Below are 14,064 nucleotides of genomic sequence, written 5' to 3'. Positions count from 1 at the left end.
AGGGACCGATGCAGGCCCATCACAGCCGCGACTTGCGCGACCGCAGGTCTGATCGCTTCAGTCCGAGTATGGGATCGGTTTTTGGAGTTTCAAGAGGGCTTTTCAGTCCGGCAAAACACGCGCGGCCCCCTGTCCGACAGCGCAAAAAAAACCGCGGCCATCGCTGGCCGCGGTTTCCATCTGGCGCGTGCTGAGGCTACACCAGGACGCGTTCGATCCCGCCTGCGTTCGCCCGGCGCACGTAGTCTTCCATCCAGCCTTCGCCCAGGATGTGGCGGGCCATCTCGACCACGATGTAGTCGGCTTCCATCTTGGTATCGCCCTCGTAACGCGACAAGCCCTGCAGGCACGACGGGCACGAGGTCAGGACCTTCACGTCGCCCGTGAAGCCGTCACTGCGCATCGCGGCATCGCCCTTGAGCAGTTCTTCCTGCTTGCGGAAGCGCACCTGCGTCGAGATGTCCGGACGGCTGACCGCCAACGTGCCCGACTCGCCGCAGCAGCGGTCGCTCTTGACCGCGCCATCGCCCACCAGCGCACGCACCGTCTTCATGGGTTCCTGCAGTTTCATCGGCGTATGGCAGGGGTCGTGGTACATGTAGCGCACGCCCTTGGCGCCTTCCAGCTTGATGCCTTTTTCCAGCAGGTATTCGTGGATGTCGATCAGCCGGCAGCCGGGGAAGATCTTTTCGAATTCATACCCGGCAAGCTGGTCGTAGCAGGTGCCGCAGCTGACCACCACGGTCTTGATGTCCAGGTAGTTCAGCGTGTTGGCCACGCGGTGGAACAGCACCCGGTTGTCGGTGATGATCTGCTCGGCCTTGTCCGTCATGCCGTTGCCGCGCTGGGGATAGCCGCAGCACAGGTAACCCGGCGGCAGCACGGTCTGCACGCCCGCATGCCAAAGCATCGCCTGCGTAGCCAGGCCCACTTGCGAGAACAGGCGCTCGGAACCGCAGCCCGGGAAGTAGAACACCGCTTCCGTATCGGCCGTGGTGGCCTTGGGATCGCGGATGATCGGCACGTAGTTCGCGTCTTCGATGTCGAGCAGCTTGCGCGCGGCCTGCTTGGGCAGTCCGCCGGGCATCTTCTTGTTCACGAAGTGCACCACCTGCTCGCGCAGCGGCGGCTTGCCCACCGTGGCCGGCGGCTTGGCGGTCTGCTTCTTGACCAGGCCCGAGAACAGGTCGTGCGCGGCGCGCTGGACCTTGTAGCCCACGCCCACCATCGCCTTGCGGGTGGCGTTGATGGTGGCCGGATCCTTGGCGTTCAGGAAGAACATGGCGCTGGCCGTGCCCGGATTGAACGACTTGCGGCCCATGCGGCGCAGCACGGCGCGCATGTTCATCGACACGTCGCCGAAGTCGATATCGACCGGACAGGGGTTGTAGCACTTGTGGCAGACGGTGCAGTGGTCGGCCACGTCCTCGAATTCTTCCCAGTGCTTGAGACTCACGCCGCGACGGGTCTGTTCTTCGTACAGGAAGGCCTCGACCAGCAGCGACGTCGCCAGGATCTTGTTGCGGGGCGAATACAACAGGTTCGCGCGCGGCACATGCGTGGCGCACACCGGCTTGCACTTGCCGCAGCGCAGGCAGTCCTTGATGGATTCCGAGATGGCGCCGATGTCGCTCTGCTGCATGATCAGCGACTCGTGGCCCATCAGGTTGAAGCTGGGCGTCCAGGCGTGGCGCAGGTCCGCGCCGGGCATGAGCTTGCCGGCATTGAAGTGGCCGTTGGGGTCCACGCGCCGCTTGTAGTCCTGGAACGGGGCCAGTTCGGCTTCGGTCAGGAACTCGTACTTGGTCAGGCCGATGCCGTGCTCGCCCGAAATCACGCCATCCAGGTCGCGCGCAATCTGCATGATGCGCTCGACGGCCGCGTGGGCCTCGCGCAGCATTTCGTAGTCGTCCGAGTTGACCGGGATGTTGGTGTGCACGTTGCCGTCGCCGGCGTGCATATGCAGCGCGACGAACACGCGGCTCTTGAGCACGCGGGCATGGATGGCAACGAGCTCGTCGACGATTTTCTTGTACGCGGCGCCCGAGAAGGCGCGCTGCAGGCCGGCCAGCACTTCGGTCTTCCAGGAGACGCGGATGGTGCGGTCCTGCACCACGTCGAAGACGCGGGCCCCGGGTTGTGCGGCCAGGCGTGCGGTCAGCGTGGCGTGGAGCTCGCCCAGGCCAAGGCCTTCGAGTTGCGGCAGCGCATCGCCCAGCGGCAGGTCCAGGTTGTCCAGCAGCCACTGCCAGCGCTGGCGCGTGGCGGCGATCAGTTCGATCGCCTGGCGCGTGCGCTCGGCCAGCACCTCGGCGCGCGTGGTCTCGATGTCGGCGTCGTCGATCTTGCCGACCGGCAGCGGCGTGCACAGGTACGCGTCAAGCTCGCCCAGCAGCTTGAGCTTGTTGCTGGTCGACAATTCGATGTTGATGCGCTCGATGTGATCCGTGTATTCGCCCATGCGGGGCAGCGGGATCACGACGTCTTCGTTGATCTTGAAGGCGTTGGTGTGACGTGCGATCGCGGCGGTGCGCGAGCGGTCCAGCCAGAATTTCTTGCGCGCCTCGGGGCTGACAGCGACAAAGCCTTCGCCGTGGCGCGTATTGGCCAGGCGTACGACTTCGCTGGCGGCCGCGGCCACTGCGTCGTCATCGTCGCCGACGATGTCGCCGATCAGGACCATCTTGGGCAGGACGCCGCGCTTGCTCTTGGTGGCGTAGCCGACCGCGCGCAGGTAGCGCTCGTCCAGATGCTCCAGGCCGGCCAGGATGGCGCCGCGCGCCTTGCCTTCGCCGTCCAGGTAACCCTTGACCTCGACGATCGACGGGATGGCGTCGCGCGCCTGCCCGAAGAACTCCATACAGACGGTGCGCGTATGGCGCGGCATGCGGTGCAGCACCCAGCGCGCCGACGTGATGAGACCGTCGCAGCCTTCCTTCTGGATGCCGGGCAGGCCCGCCAAAAATTTGTCGGTCACGTCCTTGCCGAGGCCTTCCTTGCGGAACACGCGGCCCTGGATCTCGAGCGTTTCGGTCTTGAGCAGGCGCTCGCCGGGCTTGCCCTTGCCGTCGAACCACTTGAGCTCGAAGCGGGCCACTTCCACGTCATGGATCTTGCCCATGTTGTGGTCCAGGCGCGTGACTTCCAGCCAGTTGCCGTCCGGATCGACCATGCGCCACCAGGCCAGGTTGTCCAGCGCGGTGCCCCACAGCACGGCCTTCTTGCCGCCGGCGTTCATGGCGATGTTGCCGCCCACGCACGAGGCTTCGGCGGACGTCGGGTCCACGGCGAACACGAAGCCGGCCGCCTCGGCCGCCTCGGACACGCGCTTGGTGACCACGCCGGCGCCGGCGTGGATGACCGCGACGGGCTCCGTGAGGCCGGGCAGGATACAGGACTCGACCTTACCCAGCTTGTCGAATTTTTCGGTGTTGATGACCGCCGACTTCCAGGTCAGCGGAATGGCGCCGCCGGTGTAGCCGGTGCCGCCGCCGCGCGGCACGATGGTCAGGCCCAGTTCAATACAGGCAGTGACCAGCGCGGCGATCTCGTCCTCGGTGTCCGGCGTCAGCACCACGAAGGGGTACTCCACGCGCCAGTCGGTCGCGTCCGTGACGTGCGACACGCGCGACAGGCCGTCGAACTTGATGTTGTCGCGCGCCGTGATGCGGCCCAGCACCTTCTGCGCCTGCTTGCGCATCATGGCGGTCTGGTCGAATTCGCCCTCAAACGCCGCAATGGCGGAACGCGCCCGGGCCAGCAGACCGACGACCTTTTCGTCGCGATGCGGATCGTGGCCGGCTTCAGCGGGCGCGCTCGGGTCGCGGCGCTTGTCGATTTCGCCCAGGCGGTGATGCAGCGCTTCGATGAGCTGCTTGCGGCGCTTGGGATTGTCGAGCAGGTCGTCCTGCAGATAGGGATTGCGGCGCACGACCCAGATGTCGCCCAGCACTTCGTAGAGCATCCGGGCGGAACGGCCGGTGCGGCGCTCGCCGCGCAGGTCGCTCAGCAGGCTCCAGGCGTCTTCACCCAATAACCGGCCCACGATTTCGCGGTCGGAAAACGACGTGTAGTTATAGGGGATTTCGCGCAATCGCGCGGGTGCGGCGGGCGGCATCGCCCCGTTCAAGATGTGGCTGGCGAGTGGGGCGTTCATGGCGGCAAGAGGGGGCCCTTAAAAAAGTATTTTATGCCATTGTCCCGACTTGACCCCTAATAAGTCTGGCAAGGCGTCCAAAAGCGCGCCGGGGACGGCATGTACCGTCCCCGTTTAAGTCCGGCGTCAGGGCTAGATTTTTCCAGGAAAGAACCAGAGCAGCCCGGCGGTCATGAACAGATAGCGCATGAATTTGCCGATGGCCATGTAGAACACGCAGGGCCAGAACGACAGGCGCAACCAGCCGGCAACCGCGCATAGGGGATCGCCCACCGCGGGCAACCAGGACAACAGCAGCGCGGGCGGTCCCATCCGGTGCAGCCAGTCATGGGCGCGCTCGTTCCAGCGGCCGCGCATGCGGCCACCCTCGGTTGCCTTCGGATGCGGATGCGGGTGCTTTTCCTTCCAGCGCTCGACCGCCTTTTCGGCGCCCAGTCCCATGGCGTAGCTGATGGCCCCGCCCACGGTGTTGCCTGCGGTGGCCACCAGGATGGCGGGCCAGAACATGTCCGGCGAAAGCTTGATGTAGCCGAACACCGCCGGCTCGGAGCCCAGGGGCAGCAGCGTCGCGGACACGAGCGAAACGGTGAAGATGGCCGACAGGCCGACTGAGGGCAATGCCAGCACGCCCAGGAGCCAATGAACTGCGGATAAGAGACTTTCTTCCATGGTTGCGGCAGTGTAGCCGCGGGAATCCCGGAAGGCGACACGCATTTCCCTGCAATAATCTTGGCCAGTCCTCACTCTTGCCTGTTGCGCGGTCCATGTCCACTGATTATCTGAAACGCATCCTGACTTCCAAGGTTTACGACGTCGCGGTCGAATCCCCGCTCGAGGCGGCGCCGCTGCTGTCGCAGCGGATGTCGAACACGATGTTGCTCAAGCGCGAAGATACCCAGGCGGTGTTCAGCTTCAAGCTGCGCGGCGCGTACAACAAGATGGCCAACCTCACGCCGGCGGCGCGCAATCGCGGCGTGATCGCGGCCTCGGCCGGCAACCACGCCCAGGGCGTTGCGTTGGCGGCAAGCCGGCTTGGCTGCCGCGCCGTGATCGTCATGCCCACGACCAGCCCGCAGGTCAAGATCGACGCCGTGCGCCGCCTGGGCGGCGAGGTCGTGCTGGCCGGTGAGAGCTTTTCGGACGCCTACGCGCATGCGCAGGTGCTGGAAAAGAAAGAGAAGCTGACCTTCGTCCATCCGTTCGACGATCCCGACGTGATCGCCGGCCAGGGCACCGTGGGCATGGAAATCCTGCGCCAGCATCCCGGCCACATCGACGCGATCTTCGTGGCGATCGGCGGCGGCGGCCTCATCGCCGGGGTGGCGGCCTACATCAAGCAGCTGCGCCCCGAGATCAAGATCATCGGCGTGCAGACCGAGGACTCCGACGCCATGCTGCGCAGCGTGCGCGCGGGCCGCCGCGTTCAGTTGAACGACGTGGGCCTGTTCTCGGACGGCACAGCAGTCAAGATGGTGGGCGCCGAGACCTTCAAGCTGGCGCGCAAATATGTGGACGACTACGTGGTGGTCAACACCGATGCGATCTGCGCCGCCATCAAGGATGTCTTCCAGGACACGCGCAGCGTGCTGGAGCCGGCCGGCGCGATGGCCGTGGCCGGCGCCAAGCAGTACGCGGCCGAACACAATCTGAAAAACAAGACGTTGGTGGCGATTGCCTGCGGCGCCAACATGAACTTCGACCGGCTGCGCTTCGTGTCCGAACGCGCCGAGGTCGGCGAAATGCGCGAGGCCGTCTTCGCGGTCACCATGCCCGAGCAGCGTGGGAGCTTCCGCCGCTTCTGCGAACTGGTGGGCGAACGCAGCGTCACCGAATTCAACTACCGCATCTCGGACGCGGACCGCGCCCACGTGTTCGTCGGCATCCAGGTGTCTTCGGCCGCAGAACCTGACAAGATCGCGGCGAATTTCCGCCGCCACGGCTTCGACACGCTGGACCTGACCCACGACGAAATGGCCAAGACCCACCTGCGCCACATGGTGGGCGGCCGTTCGGCGCTGGCGCGCAACGAACTGCTGTACCGCTTTGAATTCCCCGAGCGGCCGGGCGCGCTGATGCGCTTTTTGAATGCGATGAATCCCGACTGGAACATCAGCCTGTTCCATTACCGCAACCAGGGCGCGGACTACGGCCGCATCCTGATCGGCATCCAGGTGCCGCCGGCGGACAAGAAGCAGTTCCGCAACTTCGTGGCGGAACTGGGCTATCCGCATTGGAACGAAACCGACAACCCGGCGTACAAGCTCTTCCTGTAGCCGCTGCGATTCAGGTGTCCTGAATGCGAGAGGGCCTCCTTGCGGAGGCCCTTCCCTTCTGTGCGCAAAGCGCGCCTGGCTGAACCCGATCTAGGGGGGGTTCGCTGTCACTCAGCGGTCCACGGAGAATGGCCCGCACATTCAGCAAGGTCCAGCCGGACGTCCTGACGCTTAGAAACGGTGGCGCAGGCCGACGGCGACGGCCGTGTCGGTCGCGTCGTGCTGGAACGCGTAGTTGTCGCCATACGAGGCATACGCGTACAGGTTCGTGCGCTTGGTGAAGTCGTACGTGTAGCCAAGGCTGTACACGTTGAACGTTGCGTCGTCGCCCGTCAGCTTGTCGTTGCTGGCGGTGGCGCGCTGCCACGAACCGAACACGGCGTGCCGGCCCATCGGCACGGTGGCGCCGATCATGTACGAATTGGCGCGGAAGCCATCAGCCAGCTTGAACGAACCCAACTTGTTCATGCCGTCGGGCGTCGTGCCCATGTTCTGGCCGACGAACCAGCCGTCACGCGTCTGGCCGAAAGCCGCCGCGATCTTCACGACTTCAAAGTCGTACGAACCGCCGACAATGTATTCCTGGATGCGCGCTGCGTCCTTGCCGCCGACGCGGTCGTTGGACGGGTTGAAGCGGTCATAGGCGGCCGCCAGATTCAGCGGGCCGTTGACGTACTGCACACCGGCAGTGATCACTCGGTTGTTGTTGCCCGTGGCAAAGCCTTTCTGCGTCGTGTCCGTGACGGTGTCGTCCGCGCTGAACGCGTAGCCGAGGCCGACCTTCAAACCGCCCAGGCTGGGGGTTTGATACAGGACCATGTTGTCCAGGCGCATCGTGTTGGCGCTGCCGAACGTCGTACCCATGTTGGCGTTGTTGTAGCTGATCGAGAACGGGTCGATCGAGCCGAAATACTTCGACGCCAAGTTCGTCTGACGGCCGAATTCCAGACGGCCCCAAGAATCGCTGTCCAGGCCGACCGTCGCTTGGCGGCCGAACAGACGATCGTTCTGCAGCGACTTGCCGTTCAGGGGACCGAAGCCGCCTTCCAGCGTGAACACGGCGCGCAGGCCGTCGCCCAGGTCTTCCGTGCCGCGCAGGCCAAAGCGCGAACCGCTGCTCACGCCCTGAACCGCACCGATGCGGCTCTGCGAATTGCCCTTGAACTTCACTTTTTCGTAACCGAGGCCAGCATCGATCAGGCCGTACAGCGTCACGGAATCGGCGGCCTGCGCGGCGCCGGCAAAGCCGGTCAGCAACGCGACGGCCAGAAACGTCTTCTTCATTTGAATCCCCAAAATGGCGAGATGAAAGGCGCATTGCGGGGCGCCGCCGAACACCGCGGGCCCTCGCATGCCGCAACGTTGAATCGAGCGGCGATGCACTGGGCGTAGTGTCCGGCTTGTAGCAGTTCGTAGTAACCCGGATTTCGACGAACTACTTTCCATGGCTGGGATAATGACGCGAAACTGAAGGCTCGCTTTGTTCCAAAAAGCTCGCTAAGGCCTTGATCTCAAATATGAATCATTGCTCGCATCAGAATATCGCGAGATCAGATGCGGCTTTCCTTGCCCTTCCGGCCGGCAACATATGTAGTGCAGGCGGAATAGTTGTGCGGCGTAAACGCCACACTGTTTCCGCACAGATAAAAACGCGAGGCGCAAAAAAACCCCTCGGCGTCACAAGGGGTTCTTTCGGTGACCTGCGGGGCGGCGCGGCGCGCCAGCGCTGAAACTCAGCGGCCCTTGGGCGGGTAGTCCAGTTCGCCAAACGTGTATTCGCCGCGCGCCTTGGCGTCGGCCAATTCCTGGCGGACTTCTGCACGGCTCTTGCCGGCGGTCTGCGCCACGGTCTTGGGCGGGTAATCCAGTTCAGCGCTCGTCACCTGACCTGCGGCCTTGGCGCTTTGCAATTCCTGCTGAACCTGTTCGCGCGACAGGCTGGTGGTCTGGGCGACGGCGGGCGGATAGTCCAGTTCACCAAAGGTGACGGTGCCGGCGGCCTTGGCGGCTTGCAGTTCCTGTTGAACCTGTTCACGCGTCTTGCCATCGGCGTGAGCGGCGGACATGCCGACCAGGGTAGCGGTAACCATAAGTGCGGTTGCTAGGGCTTTCATTGAGATGACTCCATCCTAAACGTTGCACATCGTCTTGCGCCGGGTTGGCGGCATTCGATATGACAATTTGATTGCTGGGACGAAGTATCTGGTTATTAGGCCCTAGTAAAAACCCTTAATTTGGTGAACATATTTGCACGGATGGGACAATTGCAAGTCGTATCCGTGCGGAGCACGGTAGGTGAACCTGCTCGCCAGACTGATGCACCAAGCGCGCAGGCATTGCATTCATTCAGTTTCGCGCAAGCTAGGTAACGCAATCTGACGCGGCGCGCGATGGAACTGTTGTGCAATCCGGAGAAATAGACATTTCTACTGGCGGGACAATAATTCCATTTATCATACGAATCTGCCAGAAATGGAAATTTGAGTCTCGAGGGCATTCATGGACATCCAGCTTAACGACATCGCGCTATTCGTCGAGGTCGCCAAGCGCAAGAACTTCAGCCACGCCGCCGAAGCCCTGAATATCCCGACTTCCACACTGTCGCGCCGGGTCAGCGAACTGGAACGCAGCGTCGGCATGCGGCTGCTCAATCGCAGCACCCGCAAGATCGATCTGACCGAAGCGGGCGCAATCTACTTTGAACGCTGCCGGCACATCGTCGAAGAGGCGCGCATCGCGCACGATCAGTTGCTGGACATGGCGGTGCAGCCCAAGGGCCGCCTGCGGATCTCGCTGCCCACCAGCCTTGCGCAGTTGTTCCTGCCCGCCGTGATCCGCGAGTTCCGCGAACAGCATCCCGATATCGAGTGCGACTTCGACCTGAGCATGCGCCCGATCGATCCCATCAGCAATCCGTTCGACCTGATCCTGCGCTTTGGGCAGCAGCCCGATTCCAGCCTCATCTCGCGCAAGATCGTGCTGATGGCGCACCAGCTCTATGCGTCGCCCGAATACCTGGCGCGCCATGGAGAACCGCGTGTGCCGGCGGACCTGACGCACCACGAATGCCTGCGCCCGACCATGCGCGAGGAGTCGTCCTTCTGGATGCTCCATTCGGGCGACAAGGTGGAACGCGTTCAGGTGTCTGGCCGCCTGTCGGCCAATAACGTGGGGATGCTGGGGCGCTTGGCCGGCCAGGGGTTGGGCATCACGCCGCTGCTGGTGTTTGATGCGATGGAGCGCGCCATCAAGCAGACGGGCCTGGTGCGCGTGTTGCCGGAATGGAGTCTGACCCCCCTGCCCTTGTTTGCGCTGCTGCCTTCGCGCATGCTGCCCGCCAAGACGAAGGCGTTCCTGGACTTCATCCAGCCGCGCTTGTCGGAGGCGTAACTGGCAAATGGTGCTGAAGGGCGGCGCCGAGCTGCGGCGCCATCACGACAACACGGACTACGGCGTCGTGTCCGCGCCGTACTGACAGACCGTGTAAAGCGGCGTGCCGGTCGCGGCCACCTTGGCCGAGCCGCCGAGATCCGGCAGGTCGATGATGGCGGCGGCTTCCACCACGTTGGCGCCCAGGCGCTGCAGCAGCTTGATGGCCGCGAGCATGGTGCCCCCGGTGGCGATCAGATCGTCCACCAGCAGGACGCGCTGGCCCGTGCGGACCGAATCCGTATGCATCTCGACGGCGGCATTGCCGTATTCCAGCGAGTATTCCTCGGCCACCGTGCGATAGGGCAGCTTGCCCTTCTTGCGCACGGGCACGAACCCCAGATTCAGTTCATAAGCCAGCACGCTGCCCACGATGAAGCCGCGCGCGTCCACACCCGCCACCAGATCCAGGCGCTGGCGCATGTAGCGATAGACGAAGAGATCGATCAGGACACGGAACGCACGAGGGTCCTGCAGCACCGGCGTGATGTCGCGGAACGTGACACCGGGTTGGGGCCAGTCCGGAACGCTGCGGATGGTGCGCCGGATGAACTCGGCGTTGTCGGTCTGCATGGAATCGGCCCTGAAGAATTGAAGCAAGGCGAACTATAACCGCGCCGCTGCGCTTAAGCCAGGATTGCCGCGCGCGATGACATGTCATGCAGTTGCCCATCGCGCAACACATGGCAACGATGTACCGCGCCGTCGGGCAACGCGGCGTGCGTGGCCAGCACCACGGTGCGTCCGCGCACCGCGTGTTCCAGATCCGCGAAAAACGCGGCCTCGGCCGCGGCGTCCAATCCCGCGGTCGGTTCGTCCAGCACGATGACGGCGGCAGGCGCCAGCAAGGCTCTGGCCAGACACAGGCGCCGTGCCTGCCCGGCCGACAACTGCGAACCCGTCTCGCCGGCCCACGTGTCCAGGCCATCGGGCAGGCCGCGCACGAAATCGCCAAGTCGTGCCGCATCCAGGGCGCGCCACAACGCGGCATCGTCGGCATCGGGATCGCCGATCAACAGATTGGTGCGAAGCGTACCCAGAAACACCGGCGCGTCCTGCGACAGCAGGACGATCCGCCGATGCCAGTCCGCCTGTGCGCATTCGCGCGCATCGCGACCGCCGAACCGGACCTGCCCGCCCTGCGGATCCTCGAGCCTGAGGATCAGATGCAGCAGCGTGGACTTGCCCGCGCCGCTTGCGCCCACGATTGCCACGCGTTCGCCCGGCTCGATCCGCAGGTTGACGTCCTGCAGCACCGGCGCACTGTCGCCTGCTGCGCGGGCCGGGTACGCAAAGCGCACACCCGCCAGCTCCAACGCACCGTTTGTGGGCAGCGGGCGCGGCATCGCCGGGTCCTGCATGTCGGGTTCGCTTTGCGTGATCTCGCGGATGCGCGCCGCCGCCGACATCGCGGAACCCATCCGGGATGCGCCCCGCATGATCGGGCCGGCAACCTCGAAGATGCCGATGACGGCCAGCAGCAGACCGGCCAGGAGAGGGCCTTCGATCCGTCCCGACTCAAGCCCGGCGAGACCGAACCACAGCAGCGCCAACACCGCCACACCTGCGGCCACCTGCAGGAACCATTGTCCGCGCACCGCCACCCGAGCCTGGCTGCGTCGCGCCAGAGCGCTTGCCTCGCACAGACGCTCGAAGTGCGCCAGCGTCTGCTCCTGCGCATGCAGGGCAACCATGTCCCCGTGCCCCTCCACGGCGTCCAGCGTAGCCGCGCGCAATCCTGCCGCACTTTCCTGCGCCGACACGCCCGGTTTGCGCGCCGCGCGCAATAGCCACAAGGGCACCACCACGCACGCGGCCAACAGGGCCAATGCAAAAATCAGCGCCGCGGCCGGCACCCATTGCCCCAGCACGGCGGTGAGCACCGCCCCGGCTAGTATTGCGGTGGCCAGCGGCGCCAGCACAAACAGAAATACCGTATCCAGCGCATCGACGTCGTTCGTCATGCGGGCGACCAGGTCGCCGCTGCGATAACGCGAAAGCTGGCGCGGCGTCAGCCGGGTCAGCGCCGCAAACACCATGGCGCGCAGATCCGCCAGCAGGCGCAAGGTGGCGGCATGCCCGACCACGCGGTCGGCGTAGCGCGACACGATGCGCAGGAACGACAGCCCGCGCACCAGCGCGGAGGGCGCGAACAGGTTGAATACGCTGCCGGCGCCGGCCAGGAACGCGCCGGTCAGAAACCACCCCGATACGCCCAGCAACCCGACGCCGGCCGCGACGGTCGCCAGCGCACAGAACAATGCGAGTAAAAGCCCGCCTTTGCGGCGCGCGTATAAGGGCAGGAGCAACAACAGATTCTTCATGCGTCTTTCACCGTGCCATTGGCGACGCGCGCCACCCGGCCAAATCGCGCGGCCACCGCGGGCGAATGCGTCGCCAGCACCAGGGTGCGGCCAGCAGAGAACTGCAGGATCTCGTCCAGCACCCGAGCCTGCGTCGCTTCATCCAGATGCGCGGTAGGTTCGTCCAGCAGAATCAGGCCAGGGTCCCGCAGGAACAGACGGGCCAGCGCCACGCGCTGCGCCTGTCCGCCGGACAAGCCATGACCGCGGCTGCCCAGCGCGGTATCCAGGCCGTGCGGCAGGTCTTGCGTGAATTCCAGCACGCAGGCGCGCCGCGCGGCGTCCTGCACCTGGGCATCCGTGGCGCCGGGCTGGCCCAGCCGGATATTGTCGGCGATCGATCCGGCCAGCAACTGCGGCCGCTGGCCGATCAGCGCCACGCGCTGACGCAAGGCGGCTTCATCCCATTGCGCCAGCGGCAAGCCATCAATGCGGATTTCGCCGCTGGCCGGCCGCAGACGGGCGATGGCCTCGATGAGCGTGGATTTGCCGACGCCGCTCGGTCCCATCAGCGCCACGTGCTCACCCGGCGCCAGGACCAGGGCAGCATTTTCGAGCACCGTCTGGCCACGGCCCGGCGCCTCGGCGCGCAGACCTTCCACGGTAACCACCGCGCCCTTGCCCGCGTGCGCGGGTTGGCCGCGCAGTGCGGACGTGTCTTCGGCATCGGCTTGCGGCAGCCCATCGAACAGGACGGCGATCTGCGTCACGGCAGCCAGCGCCGTCGCGCGGTCGTGATAGTGGGCGGCAAACTGGCGCAGCGGCGCATAGACCTCGGGCGCCATCAACAGGCAGAACAGTCCGGCCTGCAAGGTCAGCGGTGACCAGCGCACGTCCAGGAATCCCAGGTACGTCAGGCCGATGTACACCGCAACACCCGCCACGCCCAGCGCGGCGAAGAATTCCAGTACGGCCGACGACAGGAACGCAATGCGCAGCACCGACATCGTCCGCTGGCGCAGCGCATCGCTGGCCGCCACGACGGACTGCGCCTCGGCCTGCGCGCGCCCATACAGTTTCAGGGTGGACAGCCCGCGCAGGCGGTCCGCGAAAAAGCCCGACAGGCGGGCGAAGGCACGCAGGTGACGGCGGCTGGCGCCTTGCGCCCCCCACCCCACCAGCGCCATGAACAGCGGAATCAGCGGCGCGGTAATCAACAGCACCAGACCGGCGATCACATCCACCGGCAACAGCACCACCGAGAAGGCCACTGGCAGCATTGCCGCCGCGGCCATCGCGGGCAGGTACTTGGCAAAGAAGCCATCCAGCGCCTCTACCTGGTCGACCACGGCGCTCGCCAGTTCACCCGACGCCTTGCCGCGGCTCCAGTAAGGGCCCTTCTGTACCAGGCGTTGGAACAGGGACTGGCGCACGTGGCGCTTGATGCGTTCGGACGCATCCGCGCCAGCGCGCTCGCCCGCCCACGTGATGCATGCGCGCACCAGCATCAGCCCTGCGATGGCGGCGATGCCGCCAATCAGTTCATGCCGGGGCACATGTCCCACGATGGCCGAATCGAGCACCCTGGCCAGCAGCCAGGCCTGCACGACCAGCAAAGCGCCGCTCACCAGCGGCGCGGCGGCCGCCAGCATCAGCGGAAACCGTGCCGACCGGGCCAGTCCCATCAGCCACCGCGACTGCTCGCGCGGTGGCTTCTGCAAGGACGCCGACGGATCGTGCTCGAGGCTGCTTGCGCCGTTACTCACTCGACGTCGCGGCTGGCTTTCGGGTCATGCGTCTGACCTTCGCGCAGCTCGAACCACATCGCATTGAGAATGGCGAATGCGCACGCCAGGCCGAGGCCGAGGATCCACGAGAAATACCACATGGTGGAGGCTCCTTT

10 protein-coding genes are annotated in these 14,064 nt (G+C 65.1%); 2 read left to right on the top strand and 8 right to left on the bottom strand.

Annotation, left to right across the window (positions count from 1 at the left end; genetic code table 11):
• Nucleotides 1-196: 196 nt before the first annotated feature.
• Nucleotides 197-4,156: an FAD/FMN-binding oxidoreductase gene (locus tag KW836_RS05155; protein WP_218342603.1), complete on the bottom strand. Its 3,960-nt coding sequence runs from the start codon at nt 4,154-4,156 to the stop codon at nt 197-199.
• Nucleotides 4,157-4,288: 132 nt separating this feature from the next.
• Nucleotides 4,289-4,825 (bottom strand): YqaA family protein, encoded by a 537-nt coding sequence (locus KW836_RS05150; protein ID WP_175122049.1) that lies wholly within the window; start codon nt 4,823-4,825, stop codon nt 4,289-4,291.
• Nucleotides 4,826-4,920: 95 nt separating this feature from the next.
• Between KW836_RS05150 and ilvA the strand changes: the two genes are divergently transcribed.
• Nucleotides 4,921-6,429 carry a threonine ammonia-lyase, biosynthetic gene (ilvA, locus tag KW836_RS05145; protein WP_175122048.1) on the top strand — a complete coding sequence of 503 codons (1,509 nt, stop codon included), beginning with the start codon at nt 4,921-4,923 and terminating at the stop codon, nt 6,427-6,429.
• Nucleotides 6,430-6,600: 171 nt separating this feature from the next.
• Here the strand turns inward: ilvA and KW836_RS05140 are convergent, their stop codons facing one another.
• Together KW836_RS05140 and KW836_RS05135 are read right to left on the bottom strand one after the other, a co-directional pair.
• Nucleotides 6,601-7,713, bottom strand: coding sequence for a porin (locus KW836_RS05140; RefSeq protein ID WP_175122047.1), 1,113 nt, complete (start codon nt 7,711-7,713; stop codon nt 6,601-6,603).
• A gap of 449 nt (nt 7,714-8,162) precedes the next feature.
• Complete coding sequence (locus tag KW836_RS05135) at nt 8,163-8,543, bottom strand: DUF4148 domain-containing protein (protein WP_105241081.1); 381 nt, start codon at nt 8,541-8,543, stop codon at nt 8,163-8,165.
• 385 nt (nt 8,544-8,928) lie between these two features.
• Here KW836_RS05135 and KW836_RS05130 point away from each other — a divergent pair, with 385 nt between their 5' ends.
• The gene (locus tag KW836_RS05130; RefSeq protein ID WP_175138999.1) at nt 8,929-9,819 is read left to right on the top strand and encodes a LysR family transcriptional regulator; all 891 of its coding nucleotides are present in this window, start codon (nt 8,929-8,931) and stop codon (nt 9,817-9,819) included.
• A 57-nt stretch (nt 9,820-9,876) separates the two neighbouring features.
• On the opposite strand, the gene KW836_RS05125 is transcribed toward KW836_RS05130, so the two are convergent.
• Genes KW836_RS05125 through cydX form a run of 4 tightly spaced genes read right to left on the bottom strand, consistent with a single transcriptional unit; the run spans nt 9,877 to nt 14,049 of the window.
• The gene (locus KW836_RS05125; protein WP_056319625.1) at nt 9,877-10,431 is read right to left on the bottom strand and encodes an adenine phosphoribosyltransferase; all 555 of its coding nucleotides are present in this window, start codon (nt 10,429-10,431) and stop codon (nt 9,877-9,879) included.
• A gap of 53 nt (nt 10,432-10,484) precedes the next feature.
• Complete coding sequence (gene cydC / locus KW836_RS05120) at nt 10,485-12,182, bottom strand: thiol reductant ABC exporter subunit CydC (protein ID WP_218342602.1); 1,698 nt, start codon at nt 12,180-12,182, stop codon at nt 10,485-10,487.
• On the bottom strand, nt 12,179-13,927 hold the full coding sequence (cydD, locus tag KW836_RS05115; protein ID WP_218342601.1) for a thiol reductant ABC exporter subunit CydD: 1,749 nt from the start codon (nt 13,925-13,927) through the stop codon (nt 12,179-12,181). Before cydD ends, cydC begins: the two co-directional genes overlap by 4 nt.
• Nucleotides 13,924-14,049, bottom strand: coding sequence for a cytochrome bd-I oxidase subunit CydX (cydX, locus tag KW836_RS05110; RefSeq protein WP_175122043.1), 126 nt, complete (start codon nt 14,047-14,049; stop codon nt 13,924-13,926). The genes cydD and cydX overlap by 4 nt, the downstream gene beginning before the upstream one ends.
• Between the last annotated feature and the right edge of the window lie 15 nt (nt 14,050-14,064).

Origin of the sequence: Achromobacter sp. ACM05 (genome assembly GCF_019218915.1) — a bacterium.
Classification (GTDB): Bacteria; Pseudomonadota; Gammaproteobacteria; order Burkholderiales; family Burkholderiaceae_B; genus Achromobacter; species Achromobacter animicus.
Note: the sequence above shows the minus strand (reverse complement) of the source record. Positions and strands in the feature narration are given on the sequence as shown.

Excerpts from the sequence above, each read along its gene's own strand:
- KW836_RS05155 (WP_218342603.1), bottom strand. The coding sequence starts at position 4,156 with ATGAACGCCCCACTCGCCAGCCACATCTTGAACGGGGCGATGCCGCCC.
- KW836_RS05150 (WP_175122049.1), bottom strand. The coding sequence starts at position 4,825 with ATGGAAGAAAGTCTCTTATCCGCAGTTCATTGGCTCCTGGGCGTGCTG.
- ilvA (WP_175122048.1), top strand. The coding sequence starts at position 4,921 with ATGTCCACTGATTATCTGAAACGCATCCTGACTTCCAAGGTTTACGAC.
- KW836_RS05140 (WP_175122047.1), bottom strand. The coding sequence starts at position 7,713 with ATGAAGAAGACGTTTCTGGCCGTCGCGTTGCTGACCGGCTTTGCCGGC.
- KW836_RS05135 (WP_105241081.1), bottom strand. The coding sequence starts at position 8,543 with ATGAAAGCCCTAGCAACCGCACTTATGGTTACCGCTACCCTGGTCGGC.
- KW836_RS05130 (WP_175138999.1), top strand. The coding sequence starts at position 8,929 with ATGGACATCCAGCTTAACGACATCGCGCTATTCGTCGAGGTCGCCAAG.
- KW836_RS05125 (WP_056319625.1), bottom strand. The coding sequence starts at position 10,431 with ATGCAGACCGACAACGCCGAGTTCATCCGGCGCACCATCCGCAGCGTT.
- cydC (WP_218342602.1), bottom strand. The coding sequence starts at position 12,182 with ATGAAGAATCTGTTGTTGCTCCTGCCCTTATACGCGCGCCGCAAAGGC.
- cydX (WP_175122043.1), bottom strand. The coding sequence starts at position 14,049 with ATGTGGTATTTCTCGTGGATCCTCGGCCTCGGCCTGGCGTGCGCATTC.